The 14,925-nt window shown below is 71.9% G+C and carries 13 protein-coding genes; 7 read left to right on the top strand and 6 right to left on the bottom strand.

All coding sequences use genetic code 11. The features are described 5' to 3' along the window. Positions 1–4: 4 nt before the first annotated feature. The 3 genes from OHA68_RS04455 to OHA68_RS04445 all read right to left on the bottom strand — a co-directional run bounded on the left by OHA68_RS04455 (position 5) and on the right by OHA68_RS04445 (position 3,244). Positions 5–1,120 carry a steroid 3-ketoacyl-CoA thiolase gene (locus tag OHA68_RS04455; RefSeq protein WP_327106472.1) on the bottom strand — a complete coding sequence of 372 codons (1,116 nt, stop codon included), beginning with the start codon at positions 1,118–1,120 and terminating at the stop codon, positions 5–7. 43 nt (positions 1,121–1,163) lie between these two features. Continuing rightward, a complete protein-coding gene (locus tag OHA68_RS04450) occupies positions 1,164–2,156 on the bottom strand; it encodes a sigma-70 family RNA polymerase sigma factor (protein WP_327106471.1) in 993 nt (330 codons plus the stop codon). A 152-nt stretch (positions 2,157–2,308) separates the two neighbouring features. Next, entirely contained in the window at positions 2,309–3,244 is a 936-nt protein-coding gene (locus OHA68_RS04445) for an NADP-dependent oxidoreductase (RefSeq protein WP_327109456.1), read from the bottom strand. A 77-nt stretch (positions 3,245–3,321) separates the two neighbouring features. Between OHA68_RS04445 and OHA68_RS04440 the strand changes: the two genes are divergently transcribed. Then, complete coding sequence (locus OHA68_RS04440) at positions 3,322–4,290, top strand: GlxA family transcriptional regulator (protein ID WP_327106470.1); 969 nt, start codon at positions 3,322–3,324, stop codon at positions 4,288–4,290. 51 nt (positions 4,291–4,341) lie between these two features. Here the strand turns inward: OHA68_RS04440 and OHA68_RS04435 are convergent, their stop codons facing one another. Then, positions 4,342–4,935 (bottom strand): TetR family transcriptional regulator, encoded by a 594-nt coding sequence (locus OHA68_RS04435; RefSeq protein WP_225276897.1) that lies wholly within the window; start codon positions 4,933–4,935, stop codon positions 4,342–4,344. A 237-nt stretch (positions 4,936–5,172) separates the two neighbouring features. Here OHA68_RS04435 and OHA68_RS04430 point away from each other — a divergent pair, with 237 nt between their 5' ends. After that, complete coding sequence (locus OHA68_RS04430) at positions 5,173–7,041, top strand: AMP-binding protein (protein ID WP_327106469.1); 1,869 nt, start codon at positions 5,173–5,175, stop codon at positions 7,039–7,041. A gap of 32 nt (positions 7,042–7,073) precedes the next feature. Here OHA68_RS04430 and OHA68_RS04425 read toward each other — a convergent pair whose 3' ends face one another. After that, positions 7,074–8,258 carry an RNA-guided endonuclease InsQ/TnpB family protein gene (locus OHA68_RS04425; protein WP_327106468.1) on the bottom strand — a complete coding sequence of 395 codons (1,185 nt, stop codon included), beginning with the start codon at positions 8,256–8,258 and terminating at the stop codon, positions 7,074–7,076. A 180-nt stretch (positions 8,259–8,438) separates the two neighbouring features. On the opposite strand from OHA68_RS04425, the gene OHA68_RS04420 reads away from it, so the two are divergent. Genes OHA68_RS04420 through OHA68_RS04400 form a run of 5 tightly spaced genes read left to right on the top strand, consistent with a single transcriptional unit; the run spans position 8,439 to position 13,226 of the window. Next, complete coding sequence (locus tag OHA68_RS04420; RefSeq protein ID WP_327106467.1) at positions 8,439–9,509, top strand: acyl-CoA dehydrogenase family protein; 1,071 nt, start codon at positions 8,439–8,441, stop codon at positions 9,507–9,509. Then, the gene (locus OHA68_RS04415; protein WP_327106466.1) at positions 9,509–10,663 is read left to right on the top strand and encodes an acyl-CoA dehydrogenase family protein; all 1,155 of its coding nucleotides are present in this window, start codon (positions 9,509–9,511) and stop codon (positions 10,661–10,663) included. The genes OHA68_RS04420 and OHA68_RS04415 overlap by 1 nt, the downstream gene beginning before the upstream one ends. Then, positions 10,660–11,619 (top strand): bifunctional MaoC family dehydratase N-terminal/OB-fold nucleic acid binding domain-containing protein, encoded by a 960-nt coding sequence (locus OHA68_RS04410; protein WP_327106465.1) that lies wholly within the window; start codon positions 10,660–10,662, stop codon positions 11,617–11,619. The genes OHA68_RS04415 and OHA68_RS04410 overlap by 4 nt, the downstream gene beginning before the upstream one ends. Further along, a complete protein-coding gene (locus tag OHA68_RS04405; protein ID WP_327106464.1) occupies positions 11,619–12,032 on the top strand; it encodes a MaoC/PaaZ C-terminal domain-containing protein in 414 nt (137 codons plus the stop codon). Before OHA68_RS04410 ends, OHA68_RS04405 begins: the two co-directional genes overlap by 1 nt. A 30-nt stretch (positions 12,033–12,062) precedes the next feature. Beyond that, positions 12,063–13,226 carry a lipid-transfer protein gene (locus OHA68_RS04400; RefSeq protein ID WP_327109455.1) on the top strand — a complete coding sequence of 388 codons (1,164 nt, stop codon included), beginning with the start codon at positions 12,063–12,065 and terminating at the stop codon, positions 13,224–13,226. A 3-nt stretch (positions 13,227–13,229) separates the two neighbouring features. On the opposite strand, the gene OHA68_RS04395 is transcribed toward OHA68_RS04400, so the two are convergent. After that, positions 13,230–14,789: a hypothetical protein gene (locus tag OHA68_RS04395; RefSeq protein ID WP_327106463.1), complete on the bottom strand. Its 1,560-nt coding sequence runs from the start codon at positions 14,787–14,789 to the stop codon at positions 13,230–13,232. Between the last annotated feature and the right edge of the window lie 136 nt (positions 14,790–14,925).

Raw genomic sequence — 14,925 nt, 5'->3', positions numbered from 1 at the left:
CGGCTCAGCCGATGCGCTCGATGATCGTGGCCGTGGCCAGCGCGCCGCCCGCGCACATCGTCACCAGCGCCGTGCCCGAGTCCGACCGTTCCAGCTCGTGCAGTGCCGTGGTGAGCAGGCGCGCGCCGGTGGCGCCGACCGGGTGGCCGAGCGCGATCGCGCCGCCGTTGACGTTGACCCGGTCGAAGTCCGGCTGGTGCACACTCGCCCAGGACAGCACCACCGAGGCGAACGCCTCGTTCACCTCGAACCGGTCGATGTCGCTCATCGACATCCCGGTCGCCGCGAGCACCTTCGCCGTCGCGTCCACCGGCCCGTCCAGGTGGTAGTACGGCTCCGCGCCGACGAGCGCCTGGGCCAGGATCCGCGCCCGGGGGCGCAGCCCGTGCCTGGCGGCGGCCTCCTCGCTCATGACCAGCACGGCGGCGGCGCCGTCGGAGATCTGCGAGGAGGTGCCGGCGGTGTGCAGCGTGCCCTCCCGGACGGGCTTGAGCCCGGCGAGGCTCTCGGCGGTGGTCTCGCGCAGCCCCTGGTCGCGGGTGACCTGCCCCACAGGTACGATCTCGCGCTCGAACCGCCCGTCCGACCAGGCCTTGGCGGCGAGCTGCTGAGACCGGGCGCCGAAGGCGTCGAGCCGCTCGCGGGTGAGCCCGCGCCGCCGCGCGATGCGTTCGGCGGCGGTGAACTGGTCGGGCAGGTCGATGCTCCAGTCGTCCGGCCGCGGCTTGGCCGGGATCACGTTGCTGCCGAGCGGCGCCCGGCTCATCACCTCGACCCCGCAGCCCACGCCCACGTCGATCACCCCGGCCCGGATCAGCGCCGCGGCCAGGTGCACCGCCTGCTGCGAGGACCCGCACTGCGCGTCGACGGTGGTGACCCCCGCCTGGTAGGGCAGGCCGGCGTACAGCCAGGCGTGCCGCCCGATGTGCCCGCCCTGCTCGCCGGCCTGGGTGACACAGCCGGCGAACACCTGCTCGACCAGCGCGGGGTCGATCCCCGCCCGGTCGATGAGGCCGTTCAGCGCGGTGGCCAGCACCTGCTGCGGCTTGAGGTCGGCCAGCAGGCCGCCCCGCTTGCCGATGGGGGTGCGGATGGCCTCGACGATCACCGGTGTGCCCACAGTCGCCTCCAGAATGATGCTCTGGTGGTGACTGTAACCCGTTCTACTTTGACGCGGAAGCCCGCTCCAGCGTGCGGGGCAGGCCGAAGAAGTCGAACAGGCTCAGGTCGAAGAACATGGACACGTGGCTGACCAGCGAGCCGGTGAAGGTGAGCACGGGCAGCCCGAACGCCCGATAAGAGTCCCCCTCGCGCAGATACATGCCGAACGCGGGCTGGCCGTTGGCCTGGGTGGGCACCAGCAGCAGATCGCCAGGACCGCGCGCCGGGCAGTTGGTCCTGATGAGCGCGGCGATCGCCTCCGCGCCCTGATACCAGCCCTCGAACGGCGGCATCTCCCAGATCGCGTCCCGGGTGAGCAGCGAGGTGATGGCGCGCACGTCATAGCTCTCGAACGCCTTCATGTAGCGGTCGAGCTGGACCTGCTGCTCCTGGGTCAGCGGCTGCGGCCGGTCGTCGAGACTGGGCGCCACCTGCTGGAGCTGCGCACGGGCCCGCTGCAGGATGCTGTTGACGGCGATGGTGGTGGTGTCGAGCGCCTCGGCGACCTCGGCCGCCCGCCACTTGAGCACGTCCCGCAGGATGAGGACGGCGCGCTGACGCGGCGGCAGGTGCTGCAGGGCCGCGACCAGCGCGAGCCGGATGCTCTCCCGGGCGGTGACGATCGCGGCCGGGTCGTCGCCCCCCGCGCCCACCATCCCGTCGGGCACCGGCTCCAGCCATGGCACCTCACCCCGCTCGACCGGCGGCGCCGTCGGCTCGGCGGCCGGCGCGCCGAGGCCGGTCGGCAACGGCCGGCGGCCCCGGCTGTCGAGCGCGGTGAGGCACTGGGTGGTGGCGATCCGGTAGAGCCAGGTGCGCAGCGAGGAACGGCCCTCGAAACCCTCGTAGCCGCGCCACGCCCGCAGATAGGTCTCCTGCACCAGATCCTCGGCGTCGTGCACCGAGCCGAGCATGCGATAGCAGTGCGCGAGCAGCTCGCGCCGCATCGGATCAGCCAGGCGCAGAAAGTCCTCGCTCGATGGCTTGTCGCTCATACCTCCTGTATAGGCCAAGCCACCGACAGATTGAGCTCCGAACCCACCCCCGCGCCACCGGAACGGCTGGGAGGCGAACCCAGACCCCCGCCGGCCAAGGCTGGGAGGCGAACTCAGGCCCGCCACCGGAACGGCCGGGAGGCGGGTGCGGGTCAGTCGGGGACAGTGAGGACGATCTTGCCGGAGGTACGGTTCGTCTCCCCGAGTTCGTGGGCCTTGGCCGCCTCGGCCAGCGGCACGATCGCGGCGACCTCCGTACGCAGCTTGCCCGCCTCGGCCAGCGCCGCCAGGGCCCGCATCGCCGCGTGGTCGGGCTCGACGAGGATGGCCTCCGCCCGGATGCCCAGCTCGGCCGCCCGAGCCGCCAGCTCCTCGCTCAACCCCAGCAGGGACACGATGGTGCCGCCCTCGCGCAGAGTCCGCAGGGAACGCATCCCATAATCACCGCCGATGGCCTCCAGCACCACGTCGACGTCGCGTACCACCTCGGCGAAGTCCTGCTCCCGGTAGTCGACGAGCTCGTCGGCCCCGAGGCTGCGCAGAAGGTCGTGCTTGCCGGCGCTCGCCGTGCCGATCACGTACGCGCCGCGCGCCTTGGCGATCTGCACCGCGAAGTGCCCGACCCCACCGGCGGCGGCGTGGACCAGCACGCGCTGCCCCGCCTGCAGCCCGGCGACGTCCACGAGCGCCTGCCAGGCGGTGAGGGCGGCGAGCGGGATCGCGGCCGCCTGCGCGTGGTCGAGGCCGGCGGGCTTGCGGACGAAGTGCCTGGACGGCGCGGTGACGTACTCGGCGTAGGCGCCGTGGCCCACCGGGTAGCGGAGCATGCCGAAGACCTCGTCGCCCGGTTTGTACAGCGCCACGCCGAATCCGACGGCCTCGACGACGCCTGAGACGTCGAAGCCCAGGACGAACGGGGGCGGTGTGCCCCACACGCTGCCACTGGCCCGGCTCTTCCAGTCGGTGGGGTTCACGCCCGCCGCCTTCACCCGGACGAGCACCTCGGTCGGTCCGGGGACCGGCTTGTCCACTTCCACCATCTTCAGCACTTCGGGACCGCCCGCGGTGTCCTGGCTGATCGCACGCATCTTCATGAGAACAAGCTTGCTGGACGCGGCGGCGCTGGGCGAGTGACCCGAAGGCCAATATGTGCAAAAATCGGGCCATGCATCGTGTGGCCGTCCTCGCACTCGACGGCGTGATCCCGTTCGAGCTCAGCATCCCGTCCCGCATCTTCGGCGGTGCGTACACCCCTGACGGCCGGCCGCGCTACGAGGTGGTCACCTGCTCGCTCGACGGCCGCCCGGTCGCCACGGCCGCCGACTACTCGGTGCTGGTCGAGCACGACACGGCCGTGCTCGCCACCGCCGACACCGTGGTCATTCCCGCCGTGGAGGACTTCTCCGACATCACCGGCCCGGAGGAGCTGCCCGCGGGCCTGCTCACGGCCCTGACCTCGGTACGCCCGGGTACGCGGGTCGTGTCGATCTGCGTCGCCAGTTTCGTGCTGGCGGCGGCGGGCCTGCTGGACGGCCGGCCCGCGACGACCCACTGGAAGCACGCCGAGAGCCTGGCCCGCCTGTACCCCCAGGTGCGGGTGGACCCCGGCGTGCTGTTCGTGGACGACGGCGACGTGCTCACCTCGGCGGGCGCCTCCGCGGGGGTGGACCTCTGCCTGCACCTGCTGCGCCGTGACCACGGCAGCGAGGTCGCCAACCAGGTCGCGCGCCTGTGCCTGGTGGCGCCGTGGCGGGACGGCGGCCAGGCGCAGTACGTCGAGCACCCCATGCCCGAGCCGTCCGCCTCCGGAACGGCCCCCACCAGGGCGTGGGCCCTGGAGCGGCTGGGCGAGCCGCTCCAGCTGGAGGACCTGGCACGGCACGCCGGCATGAGCAGGCGTACGTTCACCAGGCACTTTCGCGCGGAGGCCGGCACCAGCCCCGGCCAGTGGCTCACCCTGCAGCGGATCGAGCTGGCCAGGCGGCTGCTGGAGAGCAGCGACCTGTCGGTGGACGCCATCGCCGAGCGCGCCGGGCTCGGCACCGCGGCCTCGCTGCGGCAGCATCTGCACGCGGCGGTCGGCGTGTCACCCCACGCCTACCGCCGCACCTTCAGGCTGTCCGCGCCTGTCTAGATCGTGCCTGTCCAGATCTCCCCGCGCCTGTCCAGATCTCTCTACGGCTGTCTAGATGTCGCTCAGCAGCCGGTCGGAGGCTATCTCGATGCGGCGCTGGATCTGCTCGTAGGTGCGGCGCCCGCGCAGCATCTCCAGCAGCTCCTGCACCCAGATGCTCGACAGGGAGCCGGCGAGCGCGATCTGCTCCTCGCTGGCCTGGTCGCGGCTGATGCCGCCGGCCGAGACGCGGAGCAGCAGGCCGGTCATCCGGTCGCCGAACGGGGTCTCGACCTCGGCCAGGATCAGCGAGCGGATCAGCGCGTCGGCCAGCTCCGGCTCGCGCATCAGGCCGCGGGTGGCCCGCATCAGGACGTCGACCGCGCGCCCGGCGGGGGTGGAGGCGCTCGGCGGCCTGCGCTCGATGCTGCTCTCCAGCAGGTCGATCTCCTCGCCGACGACCGCCACGACCAGGTCCATCTTGGACGGGAAGTAGCGATAGAGGGTGCCGAGCGCCACGCCGGCCCGCTCGGCGACCGTGCGCATCTGCATCGCCTCGACGCCGCCTCGTGAGGCGAGCGCGGCGGCCGCCTGGACGATGCGCTTGCGGCGCTGGTGCTGGCTGCGCGTCCGGACGCTCTGCCCGCTGCTGGGCTCCTGCTCCATGGCCCCCTCGGTGTCACTGGGGGGCGTGGCGATGGCCGGCTGCGGGGTACGCATGAGAACACGTTACTTGATTTATCGGCGCCCGGGCTTGTTACTCACGGGTCACAAACAGCGCCTATAGATGCATGTCTCCCGCGCTACACGCATATATCCAGACTTGTCGTAACGGGTGGCCTCTGGACAGATATTAGAATCTGTTCTAGTTTGCGGTTCGACCGAGCGCTTGGTGGAGGCACCATGACCGCGGACACCCTCGCCGCCCTCCTGGCGGCCCGAGCGGAGGACGATCGTCCCGGCCTCCTGTTCGAGGACCGGCGATGGTCGTGGCGCGCTTACGTGCGCGCCTGTCGCCGGGCGGGCGCCTGGCTGGACCGGCGCGCCCGCCCCGGCCGGGCTCGTCCCGTCCACGCGGGCGTGCTCTGCGACAACGTGCCCGAGCTGCTCTTCCTGCTGGGCGGGGCGGCGCTGACGGGGCACGTCGTGGTCGCGCTGAACCGCACCCGGTCGGTGGCCGAGCTGTCCCGCGACGCCCGCGCGACCGACGTGGACGTCCTGCTGTGGGACGAGCCCTACGAGACCCTGGCCCGCGAGGTCGCCCGCGAGACGGGCGTGGAGCCCGTCCCCGTCTCGACCCTGTCCCAGCCCCCGACCGAGCCGAACGGGCCCGCCCGGCGCGACCCCGATGCGGACGAGCCCGGTCTGGAGGGGCCCGGTCCGGAGGGGCCCGGTCCGGAGGGGCCCGGTTCGGATGGGCCCGGTCTGGATGGGCCCGGTCTGGAGGGGCGTGTAACGGGTTGGCCTCAGCCGGGGGATCTGGTGATGTTGATTTTCACGTCCGGCACCTCTGGGCGCCCGCGTGCCGTTCGTGTCACGCAGCGCAAGGTCGCGCTGCCGGGGGTGTCCCTGGCCGCGCTTCTCAGGCCGGACGACGTCGTCTACTGCTCGATGCCGCTCTTCCACTCGGGCGCGATCATGGCGGCCTACGCCCCGGCGGTGGTCTCGGGGGCCGCGCTGGCGTTGCGCCGGACGTTCTCGGCCTCCGGCACACTGCCCGACATCAGACGGTACGGGTGCACGTACCTGCACTATGTGGGCAAGGCGCTGTCCTACGTGCTGGCCACCCCGGAGCTGCCCGACGACGCCGCCAACCCGTTGAGGATCGCTTTCGGCAATGAGGGGAGTGCGACGGCGACCCGGCGGTTCGGGCAGCGCTTCGGTTGCGGGGTGATCGACGCGTTCGGGTCGACGGAGACGGCGATCTCGGTCTCTCCCGACCCGTCGGGCCCTCCCGGCAGCCTCGGCAGGCTCCCCGAGGGCGTCGAGGTGCGCGACCCGTACACCGGCGCGCGGTGTGCCACGGCGGTGCTGGAGGAGGGGCGGCTGCGCAACCCGGACGAGGCGATCGGCGAGTTGGTCAACGTGGCGGGGCTGGGCCTGTTCGAGGGCTACTACAACGACCCCGAGGCCGACGCCGAGCGCGTCCGCGACGGCGCGTTCTGGTCCGGCGACCTGGCCTACCTCGACGGCGACGGCTACGTGTTCTTCGCCGGGCGCGGCACCGAACGGCTCCGGGTGGACGGGGAGAACCTGGCCGTCGCCCCGATCGAGGCGGCGATACGGGAGTTCCCTGGCGTGGTCGAGGCGGCGGTCTACCCGGTCCCGGACGCCCAGGCCGGCGACCAGGTGATGGCGGCCCTGGTGATGGGCACCTCCGAAGAGACGTCCGATCTCGCGCTGTCAGGTCCGGCAGTGTCCCGTCCGGCGGTGCCCGATCTCGCGCTGTCCGGTCCGGCGGCGTCCGATCTGGCGGCGTCCGGTCCTGTGGGGTTCGACCCGAAGGCGTTCGCCGATTTTCTGGCGTCGCGGCGGGATTTGGGGGCGAAGGCGCTGCCCCGCTATGTACGGCTGTGCCGCGCGCTGCCCCAGACGCCCTCGAACAAGGTCATCAAGCGGCTCCTGGCCAAGGACGCCTGGCGGACCGCCGACCCCGTCTGGTGGTGGCCGGAAGCCCGCGCTGAGCCGCGATTACTCGGCAGGGAGGACATCGCGGCGATCGAGGGCGAGTTCATCCGGCATGGCCGGCATCACCTACTGGAGGGCTGGTGACTCCTCCGCTCCCTCAAGGGAACGGCTTCTCGCTAAGCCGCTTGCGCGGCCTGGCGAAGGGCAAGCCCTGCCCGCAAGATGTTGATCGCCGCGTTCACGTCGGCGTGCGCGGCATGCCCGCACGCCGTACAGGCGAACGCGGCCTGGGTGACGCGGTTGTCCTTCGCACAGTGCCCGCAGCGGGCACACGTGCGGGAGGTGCCGGCGGGGTTCACCGCGATCAGCTCTCGACCGGCGCTTTCAGCCTTGTCCGCGAGGATCGTCAGGAACACCCCCCAACCCGCGTCCAGGATGCTCCGGTTCAAGCCGGACTTCTGCGCGACATTGCGGCCGGGCCGCTCGACCGTGCCGGAAGCCGAGCGGGTCATGTTAGTGATCCGCAGGTCCTCGTGCGCGATCACGTCGTAGGCGCGGACCAGGGCGAGCGCGGCCTTGTGCGCGCCGTCCAGGCGCTGCCTGCGCACCTTGGCGTGCAGCGCGGCGACACGGGCCACCGCCTTGCGCCGCCGCTTCGAGCCCCGCTTCTTACGGGCCAGGTCACGCTGCCCCGCCGCGAGCCGACCGGCCGTGGCCGCGAGGTGACGCCGATTGGCCACCTGACCGCCGTCGGAGGTGGTGACGAGCGAGGCGACACCCAGGTCGATCCCTACGCTCGCGCCCGTGGCGGGCAGCGGTTCAGCAGGCACCTCATCGCACGACAGCACCACGAACCAGCGGGAGCCTTCCCGTTTGACACTGATCGTCTTTACCCAGCCCCTGACCGGCCGGTGCTGGTGGACCCGCACATGCCCGACGCCCAGGAGTCGCACGTAGGTCGCGGTGGGGTGCTCGGGCTGGGAGTCCCACCGGCAGCCGTCGCCGTCCTTCGGCCACTCGACGCTGTCAAACCGGCCCCGGCCCTTGAACCGGGGGAAACCCGGCGTACGCCCTTCGCGGACCCGCTTGAAGAACGCACCGAACGCTTTGTCCAGACGCCGCAGGGTGGCCTGCTGGGAGGAGAACGACCACCGGCCCTGCCCACCCGGGTCATCGCCCCGGATGTGCTTCAACTCGGGCGACTGGTCGCCGTACCGGATGCTCACGCCCGCCTTGGCGTAGGCGATGCGGCGGTGCTCCAGAGCGGCGTTGTACAGCTGCCGGTGATCCTCCAGACACGCCGCCAGCGCGATCTCCTGATGCCGGGTGGGGCGCAGCAGAAACGTGAACGACCTGCGCACACCCCACCTCCCCTCACGTTCGGTAACGACACCACCACGATATCGGCTGGCGCCGACAAAACCCGGAAGGACATCCGTGATGCGCGGACCTGACAGCTCAGGGCACGCTCGGGCCTTGACGGCCCTCCCGCTGCCGATTCCCCCGTCGCCTCAAGGCGACGGTCCCCTCGGGAGGCTTTGATGGATTTCAAGCTTGACGAGACCCAGGAGGAGCTGCGAGCCCTGGCCGCGGACGTACTGGCGAACGAGGCCGGTCACGAGCGGCTGGAGGCGCACGAGAAGAGCGGCAGGCCGTACGACGAGAGGTTGTGGAAGGCACTGCGCGAGGCCGGCCTGACGGCCGTCTGCGCGGCCGAGCACGCCGGCGGGGCCGGGCTTGGGCCTGTCGAGCTGGCCGTGGTGCTGCGGGAGGCGGGGGCGAGGGCCGCGCCCGGCCCACTGGCGGCGACCTTGGTGAGCACGCTGGCCGTCAGCAGGCACGGCTCCCGCGAGCAGCGGCTGAGGGTGTCCGGGACGAACGTGTCCACCGTGGCGATCAAGGAACCGGGCCGGCCGCTCGCCGCCCCGCCCACCACCACAGCCGAGCCAGGACCGGGCGGATCGGCTGCGGGGACGTCCGAGCCAGGGGAGGGTGGTTGGTCGATCAGTGGTCGCAAGGCCGGGGTGGCGCATGCCGAAGGGGACGTGCTGGTGACGGCCGATCAGGGTCTGTTCCTGGTGCACGGGCCACCGGCGACGCCCGAGTTCGCCTCCACGGGGGAGCCCACGGCCACGATCACGCTGGACCGTACCCCGGCCGAGTGGGTCGCGGGACCCGAGGCGGTCGAGGACGTGCGGCGGCTGTACACGGCGGCCGCCGTCGCGCAGGCGTCCGGCGTGCTGGCGGGGGCGCTGCGGCTCACCACCGAGTACATCAGGACCAGGAAGCAGTTCGGCCGGGCGCTGGCCGAGTTCCAGGCGGTCACCATGCAGATCGCCGACGTCTACATCGCCGGGCGCGCGCTGGACGTGGCCATGTGGTCGGGCGCCTGGCGGCTGGCCGCCGGCCTGCCCGCCGAGGAGGACCTGGCCATCGCGGCGTTCCACGCGAGCGAGGCGGTCAAGGCGCTCTACACCTGCCAGCACCTGCACGGCGGCCTCGGGCTGGACGTGACCTACCCGCTGCACCGCTACTTCGCGCACGCCAAGCACCTGGCCCACCGGCTGGGGGGCGGCGACGCCCAGCTCGACCTGATCGGAGCGCTCGCCTGATGCTCATCGACCTGACCCCTGACCAGCGCAGGCTCCGCGACGAGCTGCGCGAGTACTTCGCCGCCTGCCTCACCGCCGAGGACCGTAGGAAGATCGCCGAGGACCCGTTCGGCGAGGCGTACATGGCACACTGCCGCCGGCTCGGCAGTGACGGCAAGCTGGGCCTCGGCTGGCCCAAGGAGTACGGCGGCGGCGGCCACGGTCCTCTTGAGCAGCAGATCTTCGCCAACGAGATCGCCCGCGCCGGCGTGCCGTACCCGATCATCACCGTGCAGACCGTCGGTCCCACCCTCATGCAGTACGGCACCAGCGCGCAGAAGGACCGGTTCCTGCCGAGCATCCTGGCGGGCGAGTGCCACTTCGCGATCGGCTACAGCGAGCCCGAGGCGGGCACCGACCTGGCCTCGCTGCGGACCACGGCGGTGCTCGACGGCGACCACTACGTCGTCAACGGGCAGAAGATCTTCACCAGCGGCGCCCACTACGCCCAGTACATCTGGCTGGCCACCCGCACCAACCCCGGGGCGAAGAAGCACAAGGGCATCACCATGATGATCGCCTCGACCGACGATCCCGGCTACTCGTGGACCCCGATCGTCACCATGGACGGCCGCCACCACACGAACTCCACCTACTACAGCGACGTGCGCGTGCCGGTGGACATGGTGGTGGGCGAGGTGGACAAGGGCTGGGACCTGATCGTCAACCAGCTCAACTACGAGCGCGTCACCCTGGGCCCGGCCGGCAACCTCGGTCAGGCGTACGACCGCTTCCACGCCTGGGCCCGCCGCACGGGGCTGGTGGACGAGCCGGACGTACGGCGGGCGCTCGGCGCGGTCCGGACCTGGTTCCGCACCAACGAGCTGCTCAACTGGCAGGTCGCGGCCAACATGGACCTCGGCTGGCTGGGCGCGCCCGACGCGTCGGCCACCAAGATCTACGGCTCGGAGCGGATGCAGGAGACCGGCCGGCTGATCGGCGACATCCTGGCCAGGTACGGCGACCCCGCCGACCCGGAGACGGCCGAGCTGATCAAGCAGACGGACCACGGGGCCAAGGGCGCGGTCGTCCTCACCTTCGGCGGCGGCGTCAACGAGGTGCAGCGGGAGCTGATCGCCATGCTGGGCCTGAACCTGCCGAGGCCGCCCCGATGAGCCCCGACACCGACAGCCCCGGCACCGACAGAGCCGACCCCGGCAAGCCCGACACCAGCACCGACAGGGACCTGCACGAGCTGGCCGTCAAGCAGGCCGCGCTCGGGCAGGTGCGCGGCGCCGCCGCGGTGGACCCGGTCAACGTCCCCATGATCAGGCACTGGCTCGACGCGATGGGCGACACCAACCCGGTCTACCTCGACCAGGGGATCGCCCCTCCGGCGATGGCGCAGGTGTGGACCATGCAGGGGGTGCGCCGGGCCGCCGGGCAGCACTCGCCGGTGGACGACGTCATGTCCGCGCTGGACGCCGCCGGCTTCACCGGCGTGGTGGCGACCAACTGCGAGCAGGTCTACCACCGTTACGCGAGGCTGGGCGAGCGCCTGACCTCGGCGATCCGCTTCAACGACCTGGCCGGGCCGAAACGGACGGCGCTCGGCGAAGGGTACTTCGCCACCTGGACCATCACCTGGCACGCCGAGTCCGGGGAGGCGGTGGCGGAGATGATGTTCCGGGTGCTCAAGTTCCGCCCGCCGCCGCGGGCCGTGCCGCGCGAGCCGTACCCGCTCAGACCGGCCGTGAACAGGGACACCGCGTTCTTCTGGGACGGTGTCCGGCAGGGCGAGCTGCGCGTGCAGAGCTGTGCCGACTGCGGCGAGTTGCGCCATCCGCCGGGCCCGATCTGCCCCCACTGCCGCTCCGCCAACCGCGCGTACCGGATCGCGGGGGGCGAGGGCACGGTCTACAGCTACGTGGTGCATCACCACCCCCCGGTGCCGGGGCTGGAGCCGCCGTTCGTCGTGGCGGTGGTGGCCCTGCCGGAAGGCGTGCGGATCGTGGGCGGCATCGCGGACTGCCCGCCCGAGGCCGTGGGTATCGGTATGGCAGTGGCAGTGACGTACCGACAGATGGACGACGAGCTGGTTCTGCCCATGTGGGCACCACGGGAGCCGTGATGCGGACGTTGAGGGAAGATCAGGTCGAGCTCGGTGCGGTGCTGCCCGAGCTGTCGATCGAGCTCACGCCCACGGTGGTCGTCTCCACCGCGCTGGCCACGATGGACTTCACCCCCGTGCACCACGACGTCGAAGGCGCCCGCGCGCAGGGCTCCACGGACATCTTTCTCAACATCCTGACCACGATGGGACTGGTCGAGCGGTACGTCACCGACTGGACGGGCCCGGCGGCCGTGATCCGGCGGATCAACGTCAAGCTGGGCGTCCCCGCCTACTCCGGCGACCGGCTGCTCTTCACCGGCACGGTCACCTCGATCGCGTCCGGCGAGATCACGGTGGAGGTCCGCGGCAAGGTCAGCCTCGGCGACCACGCCACCGGGACCGTCGCCCTCGTCCTTCCCGCCCGCCGGTAACGGCCGCGCCATCACCAAGGAGCGAACGTGTTGAGAGCCCGCGCGGCCATCGCCGGCATCGGCGCCACGGATTTCAGCAAGGACTCGGGCCGGTCGGAGCTGCGGCTGGCGGCCGAGGCGGTGTTCGCCGCCCTGGACGACGCCGGGCTGGCGCCGTCCGAGGTCGACGGCATGGTCACCTACACCCAGGACGCCAACCAGGAGATCGCGGTCGCCAGGGAGGTGGGCATCGGCGAGCTGAGCTTCTTCTCCCGCGTGGAGTACGGCGGCGGCGCGGCCTGCGGCACCGTGGCGCACGCGGCGATGGCCGTGGCGACCGGGACGGCGGACACGGTCGTGTGCTACCGGGCCTTCAACGAGCGCTCGGGGCGGCGCTTCGGCCAGCCCGACGCCCGGCTCGGCGGGCAGCCGTCGTCGCAGGGGCTGGAGATGAGCTGGCATGTGCCGTACGGGCTGATGACGCCCGCCGCCTGGGTGGCCATGTTCGCCCAGCGGTACATGCACGTCTACGGCGCCACCTCCGAGGACTTCGGGCGGGTGGCCGTGGCGATGCGCAGGCACGCGGCGACCAACCCGGCCGCCTGGTTCCACGGCCGGCCGATCACGCTGGCCGAGCACCAGGCGTCCAGGTGGATCGCGGAGCCGCTGCGGCTGCTCGACTGCTGCCAGGAGAGCGACGGCGCGGTGGCGCTGGTGGTGACGTCCGCCGAGCGGGCGCGGGACCTGCGCCGGTCCGCCGCGGTGATCACGGCGGCGGCCCAGGGAGCCGGCGCCGGCCAGATGATGATGACCAGTTACTACCGCGACGACATGGCCGGCCTGCCGGAGATGTCAGTGGTCGGCAGGCGGTTATGGGAGATGTCCGGGCTGACGCCCGCGGACATCCAGACCGCCATCCTGTACGACCACTTCACCCCGTTCGTGCTGACCCAGCTGGAGGAGCTCGGGTTCTGCGGCAGGGGAGAGGCCGCCGGCTATCTCCAGGACGGCGGCATCGAGCTCGACGGCCGGCTGCCCGTCAACCCGCACGGCGGCCAGCTCGGCGAGGCCTACATCCATGGGATGAACGGCATCGCCGAGGCGGTCCGCCAGATCCGCGGCACGTCCGTCAACCAGGTGGGCGGGGTCGCCAACGTGCTGGTGACGGCCGGCACGGGGGTGCCGACCAGCGGTCTGATCCTCTCGGCGCCCTGAGCGTCAGGGGCTGAGGATCGTCGGCACCGAGAAGAACACGATCATCGCGATCACCACGCAGATGACGAAGCCGATCAGCTCCCAGGCCCAGTCGAGGTGGCGCGGGCGCTGCGACTTCTTGCTGGGGCGCCGCTTGGGCGGGCCCTGGAGCGGCCGCGCCTTGCGGACCACGGGCTTGCGGGTGTCGTACGAATCGAGTCCGGGCCGGCCGCCGGGCTTCTTGCCGGGCGCCGTCTTCTGGGACCCGGCCGGCTTGCGGGCCTCGCGCTGCTGCCAGAACTCGCTCTTGGTGGTGTCGCGCTCGCTCGCGACGGCCTTGGGCCGCCGGGTATCGGGCTCGGGCCGCCGGGTATCGGGCTCGGATCGCCGGGTCTCGGACTCGGATCGCCGGGCCTTGGGCGCGGCGACCGGCCGGGCGGCGGCGGGCTCGGCCGACGGCATCCGGTAGACCGGCTCGCGGTCCTTCGCCGGTGACCGGGGCGTGAACAGCGGGCCCACGTCGCTGGGCAGGATGAAGTCGCCCGTCGCGGGTGGCACGTTCATGGGCAGGATCACGTCGCCGGTCGCGGGCGCCGCCTGCGGCCTGGGCGGCGGCCGGTCGTCGAGCACGTCCGCGGGCATCGGGGTGCGCATGATGAGCGACCGCTCGTCCGGCGCCTTCGGCGGCGGACCGCCGGGCGTCTTGCGGCGCGGCTCGAACGCGGCGAAGGGCGTCTGCGTCTCGCCGAACGGGACCGGCGACGGGAACGGCGCCGGGCCTTCGGCGCTGGGGCGGCGCAGTTTCGGCATCGGCGCCGTGGTGGCGTCGTGCTCGGGGGTGCGGGTCGGCGACGGGGGCGTCAGCAGCTCGGCGGGGAAGAGCCTGGTGGTGCTCGCCGGGTCGGCCTCGTCCAGCGGCAGCGGCCAGTTGGGCGGCACCGGCCAGCGCGGCTTGACGAACAGCGGCGCCGGTGTCGCCGAGAGCGATCCGGCGAAGTGGATGCGCAGGGTGCCCGGCGGGGACGGCCACGGCAGGCGGCCGAGCACGTCGCGCAGCGGGGCGACCGCCAGCGCGGCGTAGATGTCGGCGATCGGCTTGGGCACGCGCTTCTCCGCAATGGCCAGCGCCTGTGCGAGGGACTGCTTGAACCGGCCCGCGGCGTTGACCGCGAGCTCTTCGGCGGTGTCGGGCGCCACGTCGAGCACCCAGGCCAGCTCGTCCCGGTTGAGCCCGCAGACCTGCGTCAGCAGGAGCACCTCGCGCTGCTGCAGGCGCAGCTCGCTCAGTGCCCGCTCGACCAGGGCGGAGGCGGGGTCGACGATCGGGTCCACCACGGGCGGCGAGTAGACGACGTCCCGCCGGAGGATCTCGCGCCGGGCGAACGCGTAAAGGGCGGCGCGCTGGGGTGCCGGTTGGCCGGCCGCCACGGGCACGCCGCCGAGGACGGCCACCAGGACGTCGCCTGCGGAGCCCAGGTCGCCGAGCTGGTCGGCGCAGTACGCGAACAGCCCGGCCGCGTGACGGTCGTAGAGATCTGCGACCAGCTCGGGGCGTGAGCGCTGCTCGGTGAGCGAGTGAGTCACGTGACCGGTCCCTCTTAGTGAAGAAGCTGACGCTTTGGGGGGCGTCGGGGGTTTATAGGAGCAATCATGCCAATGAACCTTGGTCCGGCGCACTACCAGATCGATATTTGCTAAGGAATACCTGGTCAGTGAAGCG

Origin of the sequence: Nonomuraea glycinis, from assembly GCF_035920485.1 — a bacterium.
In the GTDB taxonomy this organism is placed as follows: domain Bacteria; phylum Actinomycetota; class Actinomycetes; order Streptosporangiales; family Streptosporangiaceae; genus Nonomuraea; species Nonomuraea glycinis.
Note: the sequence above shows the minus strand (reverse complement) of the source record. Positions and strands in the feature narration are given on the sequence as shown.

Bases quoted from the DNA above. Each gene is read 5' to 3' on its own strand.
- OHA68_RS04450 (WP_327106471.1), bottom strand. From the start codon at position 2,156: ATGAGCGACAAGCCATCGAGCGAGGACTTTCTGCGCCTGGCTGATCCG.
- OHA68_RS04410 (WP_327106465.1), top strand. From the start codon at position 10,660: ATGAGCCCCGACACCGACAGCCCCGGCACCGACAGAGCCGACCCCGGC.
- OHA68_RS04445 (WP_327109456.1), bottom strand. From the start codon at position 3,244: ATGCGTGCGATCAGCCAGGACACCGCGGGCGGTCCCGAAGTGCTGAAG.
- OHA68_RS04405 (WP_327106464.1), top strand. From the start codon at position 11,619: ATGCGGACGTTGAGGGAAGATCAGGTCGAGCTCGGTGCGGTGCTGCCC.
- OHA68_RS04415 (WP_327106466.1), top strand. From the start codon at position 9,509: ATGCTCATCGACCTGACCCCTGACCAGCGCAGGCTCCGCGACGAGCTG.
- OHA68_RS04440 (WP_327106470.1), top strand. From the start codon at position 3,322: ATGCATCGTGTGGCCGTCCTCGCACTCGACGGCGTGATCCCGTTCGAG.
- OHA68_RS04435 (WP_225276897.1), bottom strand. From the start codon at position 4,935: ATGGAGCAGGAGCCCAGCAGCGGGCAGAGCGTCCGGACGCGCAGCCAG.
- OHA68_RS04420 (WP_327106467.1), top strand. From the start codon at position 8,439: ATGGATTTCAAGCTTGACGAGACCCAGGAGGAGCTGCGAGCCCTGGCC.
- OHA68_RS04430 (WP_327106469.1), top strand. From the start codon at position 5,173: ATGACCGCGGACACCCTCGCCGCCCTCCTGGCGGCCCGAGCGGAGGAC.